Below are 15,998 nucleotides of genomic sequence, written 5' to 3'. Positions count from 1 at the left end.
AAAATACGTTTACTGATGCCGCAACGCAGGGCCCTAATATGTCAAATTTAAAGCAAAGTTTCTTAGATAGTTTACAGCGCCACCGTGACGCTTTTGCCACTGTAGAAGCCTACCATGACGATGCGATGCAATTGTTTAATGCGGTGCAACATGGCCTAGCCCAAGGTGGCAAAGTGGTGTGGATGGGTAACGGTGGCAGCGCCGCCGATAGCCAGCATTTAGCCGCAGAATTTATGGTGCGTTATAAAGCCGAGCGCGGCCCACTGGCCTCTATTGCCTTAACCACCGACACCTCCATTTTAACTGCTCATGCTAACGACTACCATTTTGACAGCGTGTTTGAGCGCCAAGTTAAAGGTTTAGTGCGCGCCGAAGATGTGGTTATTGGTTTAACCACATCAGGCAAAAGCCCCAATATTAATTTGGCCTTACAAGCCGCTAACGAGCTTGGCGCTTATACTGTGGCTCTAACCGGTCGAGATGGCGGTTTAGTAAAAGACATTGCTAAACTGGCTATTATCGTTAACAACGACGAAACTGCGCGTATTCAAGAAGTGCATATGTTTATTGGCCATTGGCTGTGTGAAGCACTCGACTTTGCCATCACAGGTAGCCATTAATGATTGATTTAAGCCTGTTACAAAACCTGTCATCGGCATCAGTATTGGTGGTTGGCGATGTTATGCTTGACCGCTATTTCAACGGCGACTCACAGCGCATTTCACCTGAAGCACCCGTGCCTGTAGTAAAAATTAGTAAAATTGAAGATAAAGCCGGTGGCGCAGCCAACGTAGCACGTAATATCGCGCACTTAGATGGTAAAACCGGCCTGCTGGGCATTATTGGCAACGACAGTGCTGGTGAATCGTTGCAGCAGTTATTAGTGGGTGAACATATTCATTCTGAGTTATTTAGCCAGAACACTAAACCGACCATTGCGAAAATGCGCGTGGTGTCGCGCCAGCAACAAATAGTGCGCTTAGACCAAGAAGAAATGTTTAGCCTTGCTGATGCCACACTGCTGGCAGAGCGCTTTGCCGGCATCTATCAAAATTACGACGTTATTGTGTTTAGCGATTACAATAAAGGCTCGCTGCAACAAATAGGCAAAATGATTCAACTAGCTAAAATGGCTGGAAAAACGGTATTAGTTGACCCCAAACAAGCCGACTTATCGGTTTATGCCGGTGCTGATGTTATTACGCCTAATTTGGGTGAGTTTAAAGCCGCTGGTGGTAAAACAGATTCTCTAGAGCTGATATTAAGTTCGGCGCGCATGCTGATACAACAGGCGCAAGTTAAGGCTATTTTATTAACCCGTAGCGAACAAGGTATGAGTTTAATTACCGCCAACGAGCATCATCATTTTCCAGCTCAAGTGATAGAAGTCAGTGACGTTACTGGTGCCGGTGATACCGTTATTGCCACCTTAGCGGTAATGTTAAGTGCTGGTTTATCGCTTAGTGATGCTACCCAGTTAGCTAACTTAGCCGCGGGTATAGTTGTAGGTAAAGTAGGCGCGGCTACGGTGTCACCCAAAGAGCTGGCGATAAAGCTAAATAAAGACTTATTCCGCCAGGGCGATTTCTACCAAACCCCATTTGATAAAGTGCTACAGCATATTCAATTTGCCCAGCAAAATAACGAGCGCATCGTCTTTACTAATGGCTGTTTCGATATTTTACATGCCGGCCATGTGCGCTACCTAGCCCAAGCCAAAGCCTTAGGCGATCGCTTAGTGGTAGGCTTAAATTCAGATGCCTCAGTGCGACGTTTAAAAGGCGAACAACGGCCAATTAATACACTAGAAGACCGGACAACGGTATTAGCCAGTTTAGCCAGTGTTGATTGGGTTGTGCCCTTTGGCGATGATGCCAGCGAAAACGACACTCCACTGCAGCTAATTAGCCAAATTTTGCCCGATGTATTAGTAAAAGGTGGTGATTACAGCCTAGATACTATCATTGGTGCGGATGTGGTTATTGCGCATGGTGGCGAAGTACAAGTACTTACCTTTGTTGATGGCCGCTCGACGAGCAAGGTGATCCGCAAAATTCAGGATCTACAAGGAAATAGCTAATTTGTCTGTGCAGCAACTTAAGTCAATTTGTATTTTACGCTTATCGGCCATTGGTGATGTCTGTAATGCCGTGTCTGTAGTGCAAAGCATTCAGCGCCAGCACCCACAAGCCCAAATTACTTGGGTTATTGGCAAGGTAGAGGCACGTTTACTCGAGGGTTTATCGGGTGTGCGCTTAGTGGTATTTGACAAAAAACTGGGTAAAGCCGCCTATGGCCAGCTAAGGCAACAATTACAACACGACCAGTTTGATGTACTGCTACATATGCAGGTAGCGTTTCGCGCTAACCTAGCTTCGCTATTTATTAAAGCGCGTAAAAAAATTGGTTTTGATTGGCATACGGCTAAAGAGCTACACGCGTTATTTATGCGCCATCGTGTACGAGCCGCGCCACGCAGTCATGTACTAGATGGTTTTCGCCAGTTTGCCAAAGCTATTGGCGTACCAGAACAAGCACCAACCTGGCAGTTACCTATAACAGACGAAGACGAAGCTTGGGCCAAACAGCAGCTTGCCGCCACCGGTAATAGCCGCGTACTTGTTATTAGCCCTGCAGCATCCAAAGCCGAACGTAATTGGTTGCCAGAGCGCTACGCGGCCTTAGCCGATTACGCCATGAGCAAGGGCTTTGCCGTTATGTTATGCGGTGGGCCAACCGAGCTAGAGCGCAATTTAAGCCAAGCTATTATAGCTTCAGCAAGCTGCACTATTACCGATCTAACCGGTAAAACCACGTTAAAACAGTTACTAGCCGTACTTAAGCATGCCAGTGTTGTGCTAGCGCCTGACACTGGGCCAACTCATATGGCCGTAGCCGTAGGCACGCCCGTTATCGGTTTATATGGCCATAGTAACCCCGACCGCACCGGCCCGTATTTATTTCGTCAGTATGTGGTTGAGGTTTACCACCAGTGCTTACTTGAGCAAAAGGGTAAAACGGCCGCGCAATTAAAATGGGGCACCCGCGTCAAGGGCAGCACTATTATGCAACGAATTTCGGTAGAAGCTGTTACTGCGATGTTTGATCGTGTGCTCGCCGAGCAACAGTTATAAAGGCGAACTAAAGATGACCTTACGTAAAGCAGCTTTTTTAGATCGCGACGGCGTAATTAACGTTGATCATGGCTATGTTAGTTCAGCAGAACAATTTGAGTTTATTGACGGTGTATTTGCCGCTTGCCAGCATTTGCAACAACAAGGCTATTTACTAATTGTGGTGACTAACCAATCTGGCATTGGCCGTGGCTATTATAATGAAGCACAGTTTTGGCAACTTACCGCTTGGATGAAAGCCCAATTTGAAGCGCATCAGGTTAAATTAACCGATGTGTATTTTTGCCCACATCACCCGGTTAATGCGAAACCGCCCTATCAAATCGAATGTGACTGCCGCAAACCGGCACCCGGCATGTTATTACAAGCAATAGAAAAATATCAGATAGACCCAACACAAAGCTTAATGCTTGGCGATAAAAAAGCGGATATGCAGGCCGCTAAAGCCGCAGGTATTGCGCGTAAGGTGTTAGTGTTATCGGGGCAAACACTCACTGCGGCCGATAAAGCCAGTGCTGATGAGGTATGGCCGTCAATAAAAACGGCACTGACTGCGCTCTAGTTGTCGCAGCCAGGCCTAGTGTTTACAGTGCGGCTAATACCACTTCGGCTTTGCTTACTTCAAAGGTTTTAGGCGGTTCTACATTTAACAGTGTTACTACACCGTTATCGACGATCATGGCGTAACGCTGTGAGCGCACACCACCAAAGTCGGCGGTATCCATAGTTAGACCTATGGCCTTATGAAATGCTGCGCCACCGTCGGCTAAAAACACTATCTCTTCAGCATTCTGGCTTTTTGCCCAGGCACTCATCACAAAGGCATCGTTCACTGCAGTACAGACTATGCTATCCACGCCTTTAGCTTTAATTTGATCAGCCAGCGTAATGTAGCCCGGTAAGTGCGCCGCCGAGCAGGTTGGTGTAAATGCACCTGGCACAGCAAACAATACCACTTTTTTATTAGCAAAAATTTGACTAGTAGTAGGGTTCATTACCCCTTCTTTGGTCAGCTGTGAAAAACTCACTTCTGGTAACTTATCGCCTATCTTAATCATTATTATTTCCCTGTTAAGTTAATTGCTGTAAGTAATTACGGGTTAAATTGCGGCATTGATATACACATCAAACCGGTTATTCTTTCCGAGCACCGACATGCTAGGTGCCTGGCCGGCAAGAAAATCGGCATAGCCAGGTCGCTTTACTACCACCCGCTTTTGTGCCAGCTTAAGCGCTGGTATTAATAGCGCATCGGCATCGGTGTCACTGCCGACAACATCATGAAACGCCCGCATTTCTTTCTTCACTAACGCCGTTTTATCTCGCGGCGGAAACATCGGATCTAAATAGACTACATCGACCGAGCTATGTTGCTGTAATGCGTCAAGCGCTGAGCTATGCAGTAGTTTCATACGCTCAGGCAACCAATTTAGCTCAGCTATTTCTGCACCACGGCGCAAACCATCAAACAGTAAGGCAACAATAGCGGGATTGCGTTCAACTAAAGTGACGCTCGCACCCAAACTGGCTAATACAAAGGCATCTCTACCCAAGCCAGCAGTAGCATCCAGCACGGTTAAATTGCGTTTTTTATTTAAACCGCAGGCTTTAGCAATAGCTTCATCTTTACCACCGCCGTGCATACGTCGATAACTAGCAGCACCGCTGGCAAAATCAACTAAGATAGCGCCTTGCTTAGGTAAATCAGTATGTAACAGCACTAGCGCGTTATCTTGCCAAGCGAGATACCAGCCAGTAGGCGTGGCTATTGGCTGCAAGCCAAATCGCTGTAACTGAATAGCAAGCTCAGCCGGCAGTTCAGTGTTACTAACATAATAAGTACTGTGCATATTTTCACTTAAAAAACTGTGTCAGATTATTATTTTACTGCAACATGCCGACATAGTTATCGCCAACACTAAAGGCAATAATTTGGCTAATCTGCTGCAAGCTACGGTTTGACTGTTGCTGCCACACGTTAAATTGCTGCTGAATTTGTGCCAAACTACGCTTACTATTAATACCGCCGTCAAACACCTTGGTTGCGCGCAAATAGGCTTCAACATCGCTACTTAAAATAAAGGTGTCTTTACCTATGGCCCTTAGCGCATAAGGCCCAGTATTACCGCCTAAACGTGCACCATGCTGTTTTAAATATGCCCACAAGCCAATAATGTTTTCCGTTGGCCAGTTGGCAATAAAACGGGCAAAGCTACCGTGCTCTAAGGCAAGATCGTGAATCATCAAAGCGTTATGGCGAACCGTAAATACTTTATTAGCATTACGAATAATACGCACATCACGCGCTTTTTCTTCCAGCATTTCATCGCTCATTAACAGTATTTTTTCGATATTAAAATCAAAAAACACGTCACAAAAACCAGGCCACTTTTGCCGTACTACTCGCCAGACAAAGCCTGATTGAAATACTTTTTTTGTCAATTCACCCAACAAAAGATTATCAGGTATTACGGCAATATCTTCGGCACTCGCGCAGTTACTAAGTAACGCCTCTAACGCCAGAGCGCCACCTTTACGCTCACAAGCGCGCTGATATATACGTGTAAAAGGTTCTACTGTTTGCATGTTATTCATCTTTAAAAGCTAATGCAGGTAGCGGCCTTAACCACTACCTTAAATGCGGGTTGCACCTTAGGTGCTTTAGAATGTTGCGCGGTCAGTTGCCGAGGTTAACACGCACACCCCGTTTTCTAACGTTACCGCAGGTTTAGGCACCACAGCACAGTCTGACATTAAGCCTCGGCGATCATTTTCTGATTTTACCGCAGCGTTATATTGGCTAATCAAAGCCATTATGCTGTTTTCGTTGCCGTCTTTAGTGGATATAGCAATATAGCTATCTGGCCCACCGCAGGGTTTGCTGCCAAAACCAACAACACGACACTGCTGCACATCATCGGCTTTTGCTTCACCTATCATGGCCATCACTTCTGCACGCATTGCAGGTAAGTTTATTTGCTCTGCCATTTGTTGCTTCCTCGCTTTAACCGCACCAATCGGGTTTGTCGCTGGGTCAATTGGCTCTACTACCGGGTTAGGTGGTAAACGCTCTACTGAGCTATCACTGCCAGCTTGACCCTGCTGACAGGCGGTCAATGTTAAGGTTGTTATGATAAGTATTAATAACTTAGTGCGCATTCTATTATCCTCCACGGTCTGACATTTAGCTTGGCAGAGCCGGTGTGAATTGGCAATGAATCATTAATTAAACCTAGCAAGTTAAACCCATATGCCGCAGCAGTGCAGCATTGCTCGGTTCACGGCCACGAAAACCTTTAAACAGTTCCATAGGTTCAGCGCTACCGCCACGCTCTAAAATCCAGGTTAAAAAATCATAGCCAGTATTAGCATTAAAAATACCTTCTTCTTCAAACCGGCTAAACGCATCGGCTGATAACACTTCGGCCCACAGATAACTGTAATAACCTGCAGCATAACCGCCGGCAAAAATATGGCTAAAGCCATGCTGAAAGCGGTTAAAACGTGGCGGCACTATAACCGACACCTCGGCACGTACTTCGTCTAGCATTTGCTGTACCCTGCCGCCCTGCTCTGGGTCGTACTCGGCGTGTAGCCTAAAATCAAATAAGGCAAATTCTAACTGACGCACTAAAAACAGGCCTGAATGAAAGTTCTTGGCCGCTAACATTTTATCTAACAAATCTTGGGGTAAGGGCTCACCCGTTTCATAATGACCGGAAATAATCGCTAGCGCTTCGCTTTGCCAACACCAGTTTTCTAAAAACTGGCTAGGTAGTTCCACCGCATCCCACGCCACACCATTAATACCGGCAACAGCGGCTGCATCTACCTTAGTTAGCATATGGTGAATACCGTGGCCAAACTCATGAAATAATGTCACTACTTCGTCATGGGTAAACAACGCTGGTTTGCCACCTATTGGCTTATTAAAGTTACACGTTAAATAAGCGATAGGCGCTTGTACCGAGCCATCGGGTAGAACTCTGCGCCCTTGGCAGTCATCCATCCACGCACCGCCACGCTTGTGCGGTCGAGCATAGAGGTCTAAATAAAAACTACCGCGCAGCTCATTATTACCATCAAAAATATCGTAAAACTTAACGTCGCTATGCCATACATCAACACCCGTGCGCAGTTTTACCGTAACACCAAACAGTTTATTTAATACCGTAAATAAACCAGCAACCACTTTATGTTCTGGAAAATACGGCCGTAACAGTTCATCAGAAATCGCGTAGCGGGCCTGTTTTAACTTCTCGGCGTAATAAGTAATATCCCACGCCGCAAGTTGACTGATGCCAAATTCCTCTTTTGCAAACGCGGCTAAATCTGCTAAATCTTGCTCAGCTTGAGGTTTAGCTCGCGTGGCTAAATCATGTAAAAATGCTAAAACTTGGTCGGGGCTTTGTGCCATTTTGGTGGCTAAAGATTCTTCAGCTGCATTATTAAAATCAAGCAGCTGCGCTAACTCATGCTTTAATGCTAAGGTTTCTTCAATAATAGCCGTGTTATCAAACTGCCCTGCCGTCGGGCCTTGATCAGAGGCGCGGGTGCAATAGGCACTATAGAGCTCTTCACGTAGCTGACGATTATCAGCATAGCTCATTACGGCAATATAACTGGGGAACTCAAGGGTAAACACCCAACCGCTAAGTTCTCGGTTAGTTGCCTCTTCTGCCGCAGCTAATTTGGCATCATCAGGTATGCCAGCAAGTTCGGTTTCATCGGTTACCTGCTTAAACCAAGCTTGGGTTGCGTCTAAGGTATTATTAGAAAATTGCGAGCCTATATCAGAAAGCCGGCTTTGAATTTCACCATAACGCTGCTTTTTATCTGCCGATAAACCAATACCTGACAGTTTAAAATCACGCAGAGCATTTTGAATAACCTTTTGTTGCGCGGGGGTTAAATTAGCATAGTCAGCACTTTGTGCTAGCTGCTGATATTTTTGATATAAACCTTCGTGCTGCCCCAACCAAGTGCTGTAATCAGATAACAACGGCAAGCAACTTTCATAGGCTTCACGCAGCTCGCTACTATTTAATACCGAGTTAAGGTGCGACACTGGCGACCACAGCTTACTTAAACGTTCGCTATCATGCTCAAGCTGCTCAACCAAACTTTGCCAGCTTACCTCTGAGGCAGCCACAACCTGCTCTACTGCCGCTCTAGACTGGGCAATAGCCTGCTCGACTGCGGGCTTAACTAACTGAGGCGTAATATGCGAAAAAGGCGGTAAGCCGGTAAAAGATAGCAACACGTTGTCAGAAGCAGTCATAATAAACCTTTAATAAAAATGTAACTGATTACGCTTAATGTTGGGGCACTAAGCCAAATTATCAACACAATATATAGCTGTTGGCAGGATAGCTTTTGCATGACTATAATGTGCACAGTTTGTTAATCAAGGGAATAGATTCACATGAAAACATTACATAAAACACTGCTTATTAGCGGCTTAACGGCACTGTTAAGTATGCCCGCAAGTGCAGATGATATTGATGATGCTATAGCCACAGCAACTAAGCATTATAAAGCCGGTGAGTTATCGCAAGCTATTGCGCAGCTTGATTATGCCAGCACGCTAATCCGCCAAGAAAAAGGTGAGCAAGTAAAAAAGGTTTTTCCTGCGCCGCCGTCTGGCTGGAAGGCTGACGAAGCCAGCAGCGACGTGGCCGGTGCGGCGATGTTTGGCGGCGGTATTAACGCATCAAGAGCCTACTACAACGACAACAGTCGCATAGAAATTCAACTGATGATGGATTCACCTATGCTGCAAGCTTTTTCAATGATGCTAAGCAACCCATCAATGATTGCTATGTCGGGTGGTAAACTAACAAAAATTCAAGGTATTCAAGCGGTACAAAAAATTGATGGCGATAGCGTGGAAATTCAGTTTGTAACGCCAAGCGGTGCCATGGTTACGCTAAGTGGTGATAAAGCCGCGCAAAGCACCCTATTAGAATTGGCCAATGCCATAGATCTGAAAAAACTCTAGTTTTAAGCCTCTACACCCAGCACTATTTAGTGCTGGGCTTGTAAAATCTCGTTTGACCCCATATAAACTGTTGATACTTAGTGATCACGGAACAGTGTTATGACGCGTCATTTTAATTTTCTTACTATAGGTGCCGGCAGCGGCGGTATTGCCAGCGCCAACCGCGCCGCAATGCGTGGGGCAACAGCAGCGGTAATAGAAGCTAAAGTTGTCGGCGGCACTTGCGTTAATGTGGGTTGCGTACCAAAAAAAGTGATGTGGTACGGCGCGCATATTGCTGAAGCATTAAAATACAGCGCAGCCTACGGCTTTGACGTCACGCAAAACAATTTCACTTGGGCTACCTTAGTGCAAAACCGTGAAGCTTATATTCAACGCATTCATGGTAGTTACCAACGCGGCTTTGACAGCAACGGTGTTAGCTATATTCAAGGCTTTGCCCGCTTTATCAATGCCAACACGGTTGAAGTTAATGGCGAGCAGATCACGGCGGATCATATTACTATTGCCGTTGGCGGCCGACCGTCTATTCCGGCCATTCCAGGCGCAGAACATGGCATAGATTCCGACGGTTTTTTTGCCCTAACCGCGCAGCCGAAAAAAGCCTTAATTATTGGCGCAGGTTATATCGCGGTTGAAATTGCCGGCGTACTGCACGCACTAGGCACAGATACGCATTTGTTAGTGCGCAAAGACAGACCACTGCGCCATTTTGATCACGATATTAGCGACATGCTACTTGAGCGCATGACACAAGATAAACTCAGCCTACATACACATATTAACGTTACTAAAGTTGAAAAAGTTAGTGATGCGAATTTAACTGTACACTGCGACAACGGCACTGTATTTACCAACGTTGATTGTTTAATTTGGGCCATTGGCCGCGAACCTGCAACCGACCAACTAAACTTAGCTGCAGCCGGTGTCACTGTTGATAAACACGGTTTTATTCGCACCGATAAATACCAAAATACTAATGTTAAAGGCATCTACGCGGTAGGCGATATTACCGGCGAAGCTCAGCTGACACCGGTAGCAGTAAAAGCAGGCCGCATGTTAGCTGAGCGACTATTTAATAAAGATATGAGCGATGCACATATGGATTATCGCTTAATACCAACCATAGTATTTAGCCACCCACCCATTGGCACTATTGGCCTAACCGAAGATGAAGCCAAGCAACAATACGGCAGTGAAAATATAAAAGTTTATCGTTCAAACTTTGCCGCCATGTATAACGCCATTACGCCACACCGTGCGCTAAGTCGGTTTAAATTGGTTTGTGCCGGTAGCGACGAAAAAGTAGTAGGTTTACATGGTATTGGCGAAGGCATGGACGAAGTACTACAAGGCTTCGCTGTAGCCATTAAAATGGGTGCAACCAAAGCCGATTTTGATGCCACGGTAGCGTTACATCCTACCAGTGCCGAAGAGTTTGTTACCTTACGTTAAATTATCATCTCTGTAGACTTAGCTCAGGTTAACGCAACCTGAGCTATTTTTTTGTGTAAAAACCAGACAAACCTTGATCTGTCGATGCATTGCTTTAAAATGCAACAAACCCATAACTTAAAATTAGCCTATTTTGCACTTTCGTAGCGACATCAACGGATTAAGAGCCATAGCGGTTATTGCTGTGCTACTTTTTCATTTTCAGCCAACTTGGCTACCCGGTGGCTTTGCTGGTGTTGATGTATTTTTTGTTATTTCTGGTTATTTAATGACAGCCATTATCTTTAATGGCTTGCAGCAACAAAAATTCTCGTTAATTGGCTTCTATGTTGCTCGCGCAAACCGAATTATCCCAGCGCTAGCGGCGTTATGCAGTGTATTACTGCTATTGGGTTATCTTTATTTGACGCCGATTGAGTTTCGTACTTTAGGCAAGCACGTTGCCAGCAGTATTGGCTTTATTTCAAATATCACTTACTGGCTAGAATCTGGTTACTTTGCTTCCGCATCAAAAGAAAAATGGTTATTGCATACTTGGTCATTATCGGTTGAATGGCAGTTTTATCTTATTTATCCGTTAGTGCTTAGCCTATTGGCCTACGTTTTTTCACTAAAAATACTGAAACGTTTAGTTATCGCCGCTACCTTACTTGGTTTAGCTTATAGCATTATTACCACGCGTTTATGGCCTGAAGCTGCCTATTTCTTATTCCCCGCCCGCGCTTGGGAAATGCTAATTGGTGGCGTCGCGTTTCTATATCCATTTACACTTAAAGCTCAACATAAATTGCCGGTAGAATGGCTAGGCTTATTACTGATATTGAGCAGCTACCTACTATTTTCAGAACACAACCCTTGGCCGGGTTACTTAGCCTTAGCTCCTGTTGTTGGTACATTTCTCGTTATTCAGGCCCAGCGCGAAAACAGCGTTGTAACTAACAATATCGTATTGCAAAAAATTGGCTCTAGTTCTTATTCTATTTATCTCTGGCATTGGCCGTTAGTGGTGCTGGGATATTTGTTTTTGCCGCATTACTGGTTCGCTATTGGCGTGCCGTTATCCTTTATTTTTGGTTGGCTTAGTTATCAATATATTGAATCGTTTCGCTTTAAAAAATTAGTCCGGGTTTTTGACCTCTACAAGGCAGTACCGCTGTACTTTGCGGTTTCAGTTGCACTATTAGGTGCGGTAGTTTTTGTTACTAATGGGAAAAACTATTGGCTACAACGGCAAAGCGATATTATTAAACAGACCTATCAGGTTATCAGCCAAAATGTGGCGGCACAAAAGCAACAAGCGTCAGAAGAAGACGGCTTACAACAGTTAACGGCCTGCCGTTTTAATATTGATAAACTCACCGCCCCGTATCGCGCTAAGCTTAAACAGTGCTTTAACCAGTATGGTAAAGGCATACTTATTCTTGGCGATAGCCATGCCATTGACCTATTTAGCACTGTAACGACAAAGTTTAATGATGCTTTTATTGTTGGTATTACCAGTGTTGGTTGCCGCCCACATAAGTACGACCCAAACTGCCAATATAACGATGTAAAGCGCTTAATTACTGAGCAACCCTTATTCAAACACATTATTTTTGAACAGGGTGGTTTTTACTTACTGCGCGATAAACAAGGCAATAATGGCAGTAGAGCAATGTTTAGCCGTTTAGCCTTGTCAGAACCGGTTACGGGCATTAGTGTTAACACCGATAACGTAAATAAGGTGATGCAGTATCTTACTGAGCTTAGTAACTTTACCCCTGTTACCTGGTTTGGTAGTCGACTTGAACCGCATATCAGCACGCGGCAAATTCTACAACGGGGGTGTAACTACGCTTTCACGTTACGAGACGGCCAACAACAACCGTTTGATGAACTAGATCAGTATATTAGCCGCCATCTGCCAGCCGATAAAAAGCTACGCTTTATTTCCCAAAATGCCTTAATGCAATTTGATTTCTCGCGAGATTTACTGTCATGCCAGGAAAAATTTTGGGATGATGGCGATCACTTTTCTCAGCTTGGCAAAGTGCGTTTTAGTCAAAGGCTACCCAATGAATTACTTCGCTTTGCTAACTGAATAAAGGTTTGAATATGCCGGTTACTTCGCTCCTGTTTGCGATAACCGATATAAATATGCTTATAAATACCGCTACGACCTAAGCGAATAATATGTAGCGGCAGTGTTTTCGCATAGTCCAACGCTAGCCATTTAGGTAAGCTTGCTACACCACGGTTCGCGGCCACCATCTGTAAAATAATATCGGTAGACTCCAGCGTTTTGTGCTGTTTTGGCATACATTCCGCTGGTAATAAAAACTGCTGAAAAATATCTAGGCGCGCGGTTTCAACCGGATAAGTTAGCAGGGTTTGATCACAAAGCTGTTGCGGCGTAATGTGTTGCTGTTGTTTTAGTGCAGCGAGCTTGTTGTCTACGCTAACCACTAATACCTGCTCATACGGAAACACCGGCTCAAACACAATACTATCTTTATTTATTGGATCAGGTGTGATCAGTAAATCAATCTCGTAATTAAACAGTGCCGCCATACCACCAAACTGAAATTTCTGTTTTACATCAATATCTACCCCTGGCGATTGGGCTAAAAATGGCTGCACAACCTTTAACAACCACTGATAACAGGGGTGGCATTCCATGCCAATACGTAAACTGCCGGTTTCATGGTTAGCAAACTGTTTTAATGTATCGTCCATCCGCTCAAACTGCGGTAATAATCTATTGGCCTGCTCTAACAAATATTGCCCTGCTTCAGTTAGCCTAATACTGCGGCCATCTTTCAGCCATAGGCTCACATTAATCTGCCGTTCTAGTTTTTTTATGGTATGGCTAAGCGCCGACTGCGTTAGGTGCAATCTATTCGCCGCTGCCGTTAATGAACCATTGCGAGATATTTCGCGCAGTACACTTAAGTGAATTTTTTCAATCATGTTGTTCTCGCGCCTGCCACTGATGAGCCATATTCATTTATCTATGAAAACATACCATTTCAAGTCATACATATTACACGATAAGATTTAGACGTCTAGATGGTTAAATTGAATTATAAATAGGATGTGACTATGGCTACTGCACACGACGTTTCGTTACAACGAGTAAAATTACATAACTTAGGCTTTCCGCGTATTGGCAATAAGCGCGAATTAAAATTTGCGTTAGAAAGCTTTTGGAAAAACGACAGCACAGCAACCGAGTTGCTGGCTACCGCGGGGCAAATCCGCAGTAAAAACTGGACGTTACAACAAAGCTTAGATCTTGTACCTGTTGGTGATTTCTCACTATACGACCAGGTGCTCGATATGAGCTTCACCTTAGGCAATCTCCCTAAGCGGGTAGCGCATTTAAACGATAGCGAACTGGATAATTATTTTCGTATTGCGCGCGGCCGCTCGGCTAACGATAGCCCATGCCAGTGCATACACGCTGGCGAAATGACTAAATGGTTTGATACGAACTACCATTACATTGTGCCTGAAGTAACAACCGATACCGTATTTACGCTTAATAGTGCGCGTATTTTGGCGCAAGTAGCTGAAGCAAAAACCCAAGGCGTTAAGTTTAAGCCGGTACTTATTGGTCCAGTCACTTACTTGTGGCTAAGCAAAGAGAAAGACAGCTCTAATAAGCTAGCGTTGCTTCATAAACTCTTACCGGTTTACCAACAGCTACTAACCGAGCTAGCCCAAGCGGGTGCAGAATGGGTGCAACTTGACGAACCCGCGTTAGTAACCGAGCTGGATCAGGCATGGCAAGAGGCGGTAACTCAGGCTTATCAGGCGTTAAAATTTAGCCCTGTTAAACTATTACTCGCCACCTACTTTGGTACCCTGGGCGATAATTTAACGTTAACATTAAACCTACCCGTTGCCGGCATTCACTTTGATGCAGTGCGCGGTAAAGCCGAACTTGAGCAAGTTGTGGCAAGCTTACCCAGCGATAAGGTGCTGTCACTGGGTGTTATTGACGGCCGGAATATCTGGAAAACCGACTTAAACATCACACTAGCTTACCTGCAACCTATAGCCGCTAAACTGGCTGAGCGCTTATGGTTAGCGCCTTCGTGCTCGCTATTACATGTGCCGGTAAACTTGGATAATGAAACAAAACTTGATACCGATATTCTTAGCTGGCTGGCTTTTGCTGAGCAAAAACTAATCGAATTAACTGTACTAGGTAAAGCCCTAAACGACGGGCCAAATGCGGTAGGCCGTGAACTAGCCGATAACCTTGCTGCGATTAACAGCCGCCATACATCGCCTCGCGTGCATAACCCGGCAGTAAAAGCGGCGGTAAGTAACATTAGCGCACAGCTAGGCAAACGCCAAAGTAGTTATAGCGTGCGCGCAGCGAAACAAGCTAAGCATTTGCCATTGCCACTGTATCCCACCACCACGATTGGCTCATTTCCGCAAACTAAAGAAATTCGCCAAGCAAGGCTTGCCTTTAAAAAGCACAGCATTAGTGCCAGCGAATATGAAGTAAAAATGAAAGCCGAAATTGAATACGCGGTACGCGAACAAGAAAAGCTGGGGCTAGATGTATTGGTGCACGGCGAAGCTGAACGTAACGACATGGTCGAATATTTTGGCGAACAGCTGCAAGGTTATGCTTTTAGCCAGTTTGGCTGGGTGCAGTCTTATGGCTCGCGCTGTGTAAAACCACCCATTTTATTCGGTGATATTAGCCGGCCGCAGCCCATGACAGTGGCCTGGACTAAATACGCCCAGTCACTAACCGACAAACCGATGAAAGGCATGTTAACTGGCCCGGTAACTATTTTAAATTGGTCTTTTGTGCGTGACGATCAAAGCCGCCGCGATAGCTGCTTGCAACTTGCGTTAGCAGTGCGCCAAGAAGTACAAGATTTAGAAGCAGCCGGTGTTAACGTAATTCAAATTGACGAAGCAGCGCTGCGCGAAGGCTTACCGCTGCGCCGAGCACAATGGCAGAGCTATTTAGACTGGGCGGTAGAAGCCTTTCGTATTAGCGCTAACGGCGTAAAAGACGAAACGCAAATTCACACTCATATGTGTTATTCAGAATTTAATGACATTATTGCTGCCATTGCCCACATGGACGCCGATGTTATCACTATAGAAACCTCACGCTCTGATATGGAATTACTCGATGTATTTGAACAGTTTGCCTACCCGAACCAGATAGGGCCAGGCGTGTACGATATTCACTCGCCAAATATTCCTGCAGCTGAACAGGTTACTAAGCTAATGCAAAAAGCCGCCGAGCGTATTCCAGCACAGCGGCTTTGGGTAAACCCAGACTGCGGCCTAAAAACACGGCAGTGGCACGAAGTTATTCCGGCGTTACAAAATATGGTCGACGCAGCTAAAGCCCTGCGCGCAGCAGCCGCAGAACAAGTAGCCTAAAACGA

14 protein-coding genes are annotated in these 15,998 nt (G+C 45.2%); 8 read left to right on the top strand and 6 right to left on the bottom strand.

The features are described 5' to 3' along the window. Positions 1-38 precede the first annotated feature (38 nt). Genes MN199_RS01220 through gmhB form a run of 4 tightly spaced genes read left to right on the top strand, consistent with a single transcriptional unit; the run spans position 39 to position 3,696 of the window. Complete coding sequence (locus tag MN199_RS01220; RefSeq protein WP_132581535.1) at positions 39-620, top strand: D-sedoheptulose-7-phosphate isomerase; 582 nt, start codon at positions 39-41, stop codon at positions 618-620. After that, a complete protein-coding gene (gene hldE / locus MN199_RS01215) occupies positions 620-2,080 on the top strand; it encodes a bifunctional D-glycero-beta-D-manno-heptose-7-phosphate kinase/D-glycero-beta-D-manno-heptose 1-phosphate adenylyltransferase HldE (RefSeq protein WP_335738163.1) in 1,461 nt (486 codons plus the stop codon). The genes MN199_RS01220 and hldE overlap by 1 nt, the downstream gene beginning before the upstream one ends. 1 nt (position 2,081) lies before the next feature. Next, positions 2,082-3,134 carry a glycosyltransferase family 9 protein gene (locus MN199_RS01210; RefSeq protein ID WP_335738162.1) on the top strand — a complete coding sequence of 351 codons (1,053 nt, stop codon included), beginning with the start codon at positions 2,082-2,084 and terminating at the stop codon, positions 3,132-3,134. A 13-nt stretch (positions 3,135-3,147) separates the two neighbouring features. After that, positions 3,148-3,696: a D-glycero-beta-D-manno-heptose 1,7-bisphosphate 7-phosphatase gene (gene gmhB / locus MN199_RS01205; RefSeq protein ID WP_335738161.1), complete on the top strand. Its 549-nt coding sequence runs from the start codon at positions 3,148-3,150 to the stop codon at positions 3,694-3,696. A gap of 22 nt (positions 3,697-3,718) precedes the next feature. Here gmhB and MN199_RS01200 read toward each other — a convergent pair whose 3' ends face one another. The 5 genes from MN199_RS01200 to prlC all read right to left on the bottom strand — a co-directional run bounded on the left by MN199_RS01200 (position 3,719) and on the right by prlC (position 8,415). Continuing rightward, positions 3,719-4,192 carry a peroxiredoxin gene (locus MN199_RS01200; protein ID WP_335738160.1) on the bottom strand — a complete coding sequence of 158 codons (474 nt, stop codon included), beginning with the start codon at positions 4,190-4,192 and terminating at the stop codon, positions 3,719-3,721. Between the two features lie 42 nt (positions 4,193-4,234). Next, positions 4,235-4,984: a class I SAM-dependent methyltransferase gene (locus MN199_RS01195; protein WP_335738159.1), complete on the bottom strand. Its 750-nt coding sequence runs from the start codon at positions 4,982-4,984 to the stop codon at positions 4,235-4,237. Between the two features lie 34 nt (positions 4,985-5,018). Further along, complete coding sequence (locus MN199_RS01190; protein WP_335738158.1) at positions 5,019-5,720, bottom strand: DNA-3-methyladenine glycosylase I; 702 nt, start codon at positions 5,718-5,720, stop codon at positions 5,019-5,021. Positions 5,721-5,795: 75 nt separating this feature from the next. After that, on the bottom strand, positions 5,796-6,293 hold the full coding sequence (locus tag MN199_RS01185) for a hypothetical protein (protein WP_335738157.1): 498 nt from the start codon (positions 6,291-6,293) through the stop codon (positions 5,796-5,798). A 73-nt stretch (positions 6,294-6,366) separates the two neighbouring features. Continuing rightward, complete coding sequence (prlC, locus tag MN199_RS01180; RefSeq protein ID WP_335738156.1) at positions 6,367-8,415, bottom strand: oligopeptidase A; 2,049 nt, start codon at positions 8,413-8,415, stop codon at positions 6,367-6,369. A 144-nt stretch (positions 8,416-8,559) separates the two neighbouring features. On the opposite strand from prlC, the gene MN199_RS01175 reads away from it, so the two are divergent. From MN199_RS01175 to MN199_RS01165, 3 genes are all read left to right on the top strand, one after another. Next, on the top strand, positions 8,560-9,135 hold the full coding sequence (locus tag MN199_RS01175) for a hypothetical protein (RefSeq protein ID WP_335738155.1): 576 nt from the start codon (positions 8,560-8,562) through the stop codon (positions 9,133-9,135). 99 nt (positions 9,136-9,234) lie between these two features. After that, positions 9,235-10,590, top strand: a complete 1,356-nt coding sequence (gene gorA, locus MN199_RS01170) for a glutathione-disulfide reductase (protein WP_335738154.1) — start codon at positions 9,235-9,237, stop codon at positions 10,588-10,590. A 133-nt stretch (positions 10,591-10,723) separates the two neighbouring features. Beyond that, positions 10,724-12,670, top strand: a complete 1,947-nt coding sequence (locus MN199_RS01165) for an acyltransferase family protein (RefSeq protein ID WP_335738153.1) — start codon at positions 10,724-10,726, stop codon at positions 12,668-12,670. Here the strand turns inward: MN199_RS01165 and MN199_RS01160 are convergent. Next, complete coding sequence (locus tag MN199_RS01160) at positions 12,631-13,539, bottom strand: LysR family transcriptional regulator (RefSeq protein WP_335738152.1); 909 nt, start codon at positions 13,537-13,539, stop codon at positions 12,631-12,633. The genes MN199_RS01165 and MN199_RS01160 overlap by 40 nt on opposite strands. Before the next feature lie 132 nt (positions 13,540-13,671). On the opposite strand from MN199_RS01160, the gene metE reads away from it, so the two are divergent. Beyond that, positions 13,672-15,993: a 5-methyltetrahydropteroyltriglutamate--homocysteine S-methyltransferase gene (gene metE / locus MN199_RS01155; protein WP_335738151.1), complete on the top strand. Its 2,322-nt coding sequence runs from the start codon at positions 13,672-13,674 to the stop codon at positions 15,991-15,993. Positions 15,994-15,998: the final 5 nt, after the last annotated feature.

The sequence above is a fragment of the Rheinheimera metallidurans genome, assembly GCF_036983985.1.
Classification (GTDB): Bacteria; Pseudomonadota; Gammaproteobacteria; order Enterobacterales; family Alteromonadaceae; genus Alishewanella; species Alishewanella metallidurans.
Note: the sequence above shows the minus strand (reverse complement) of the source record. Positions and strands in the feature narration are given on the sequence as shown.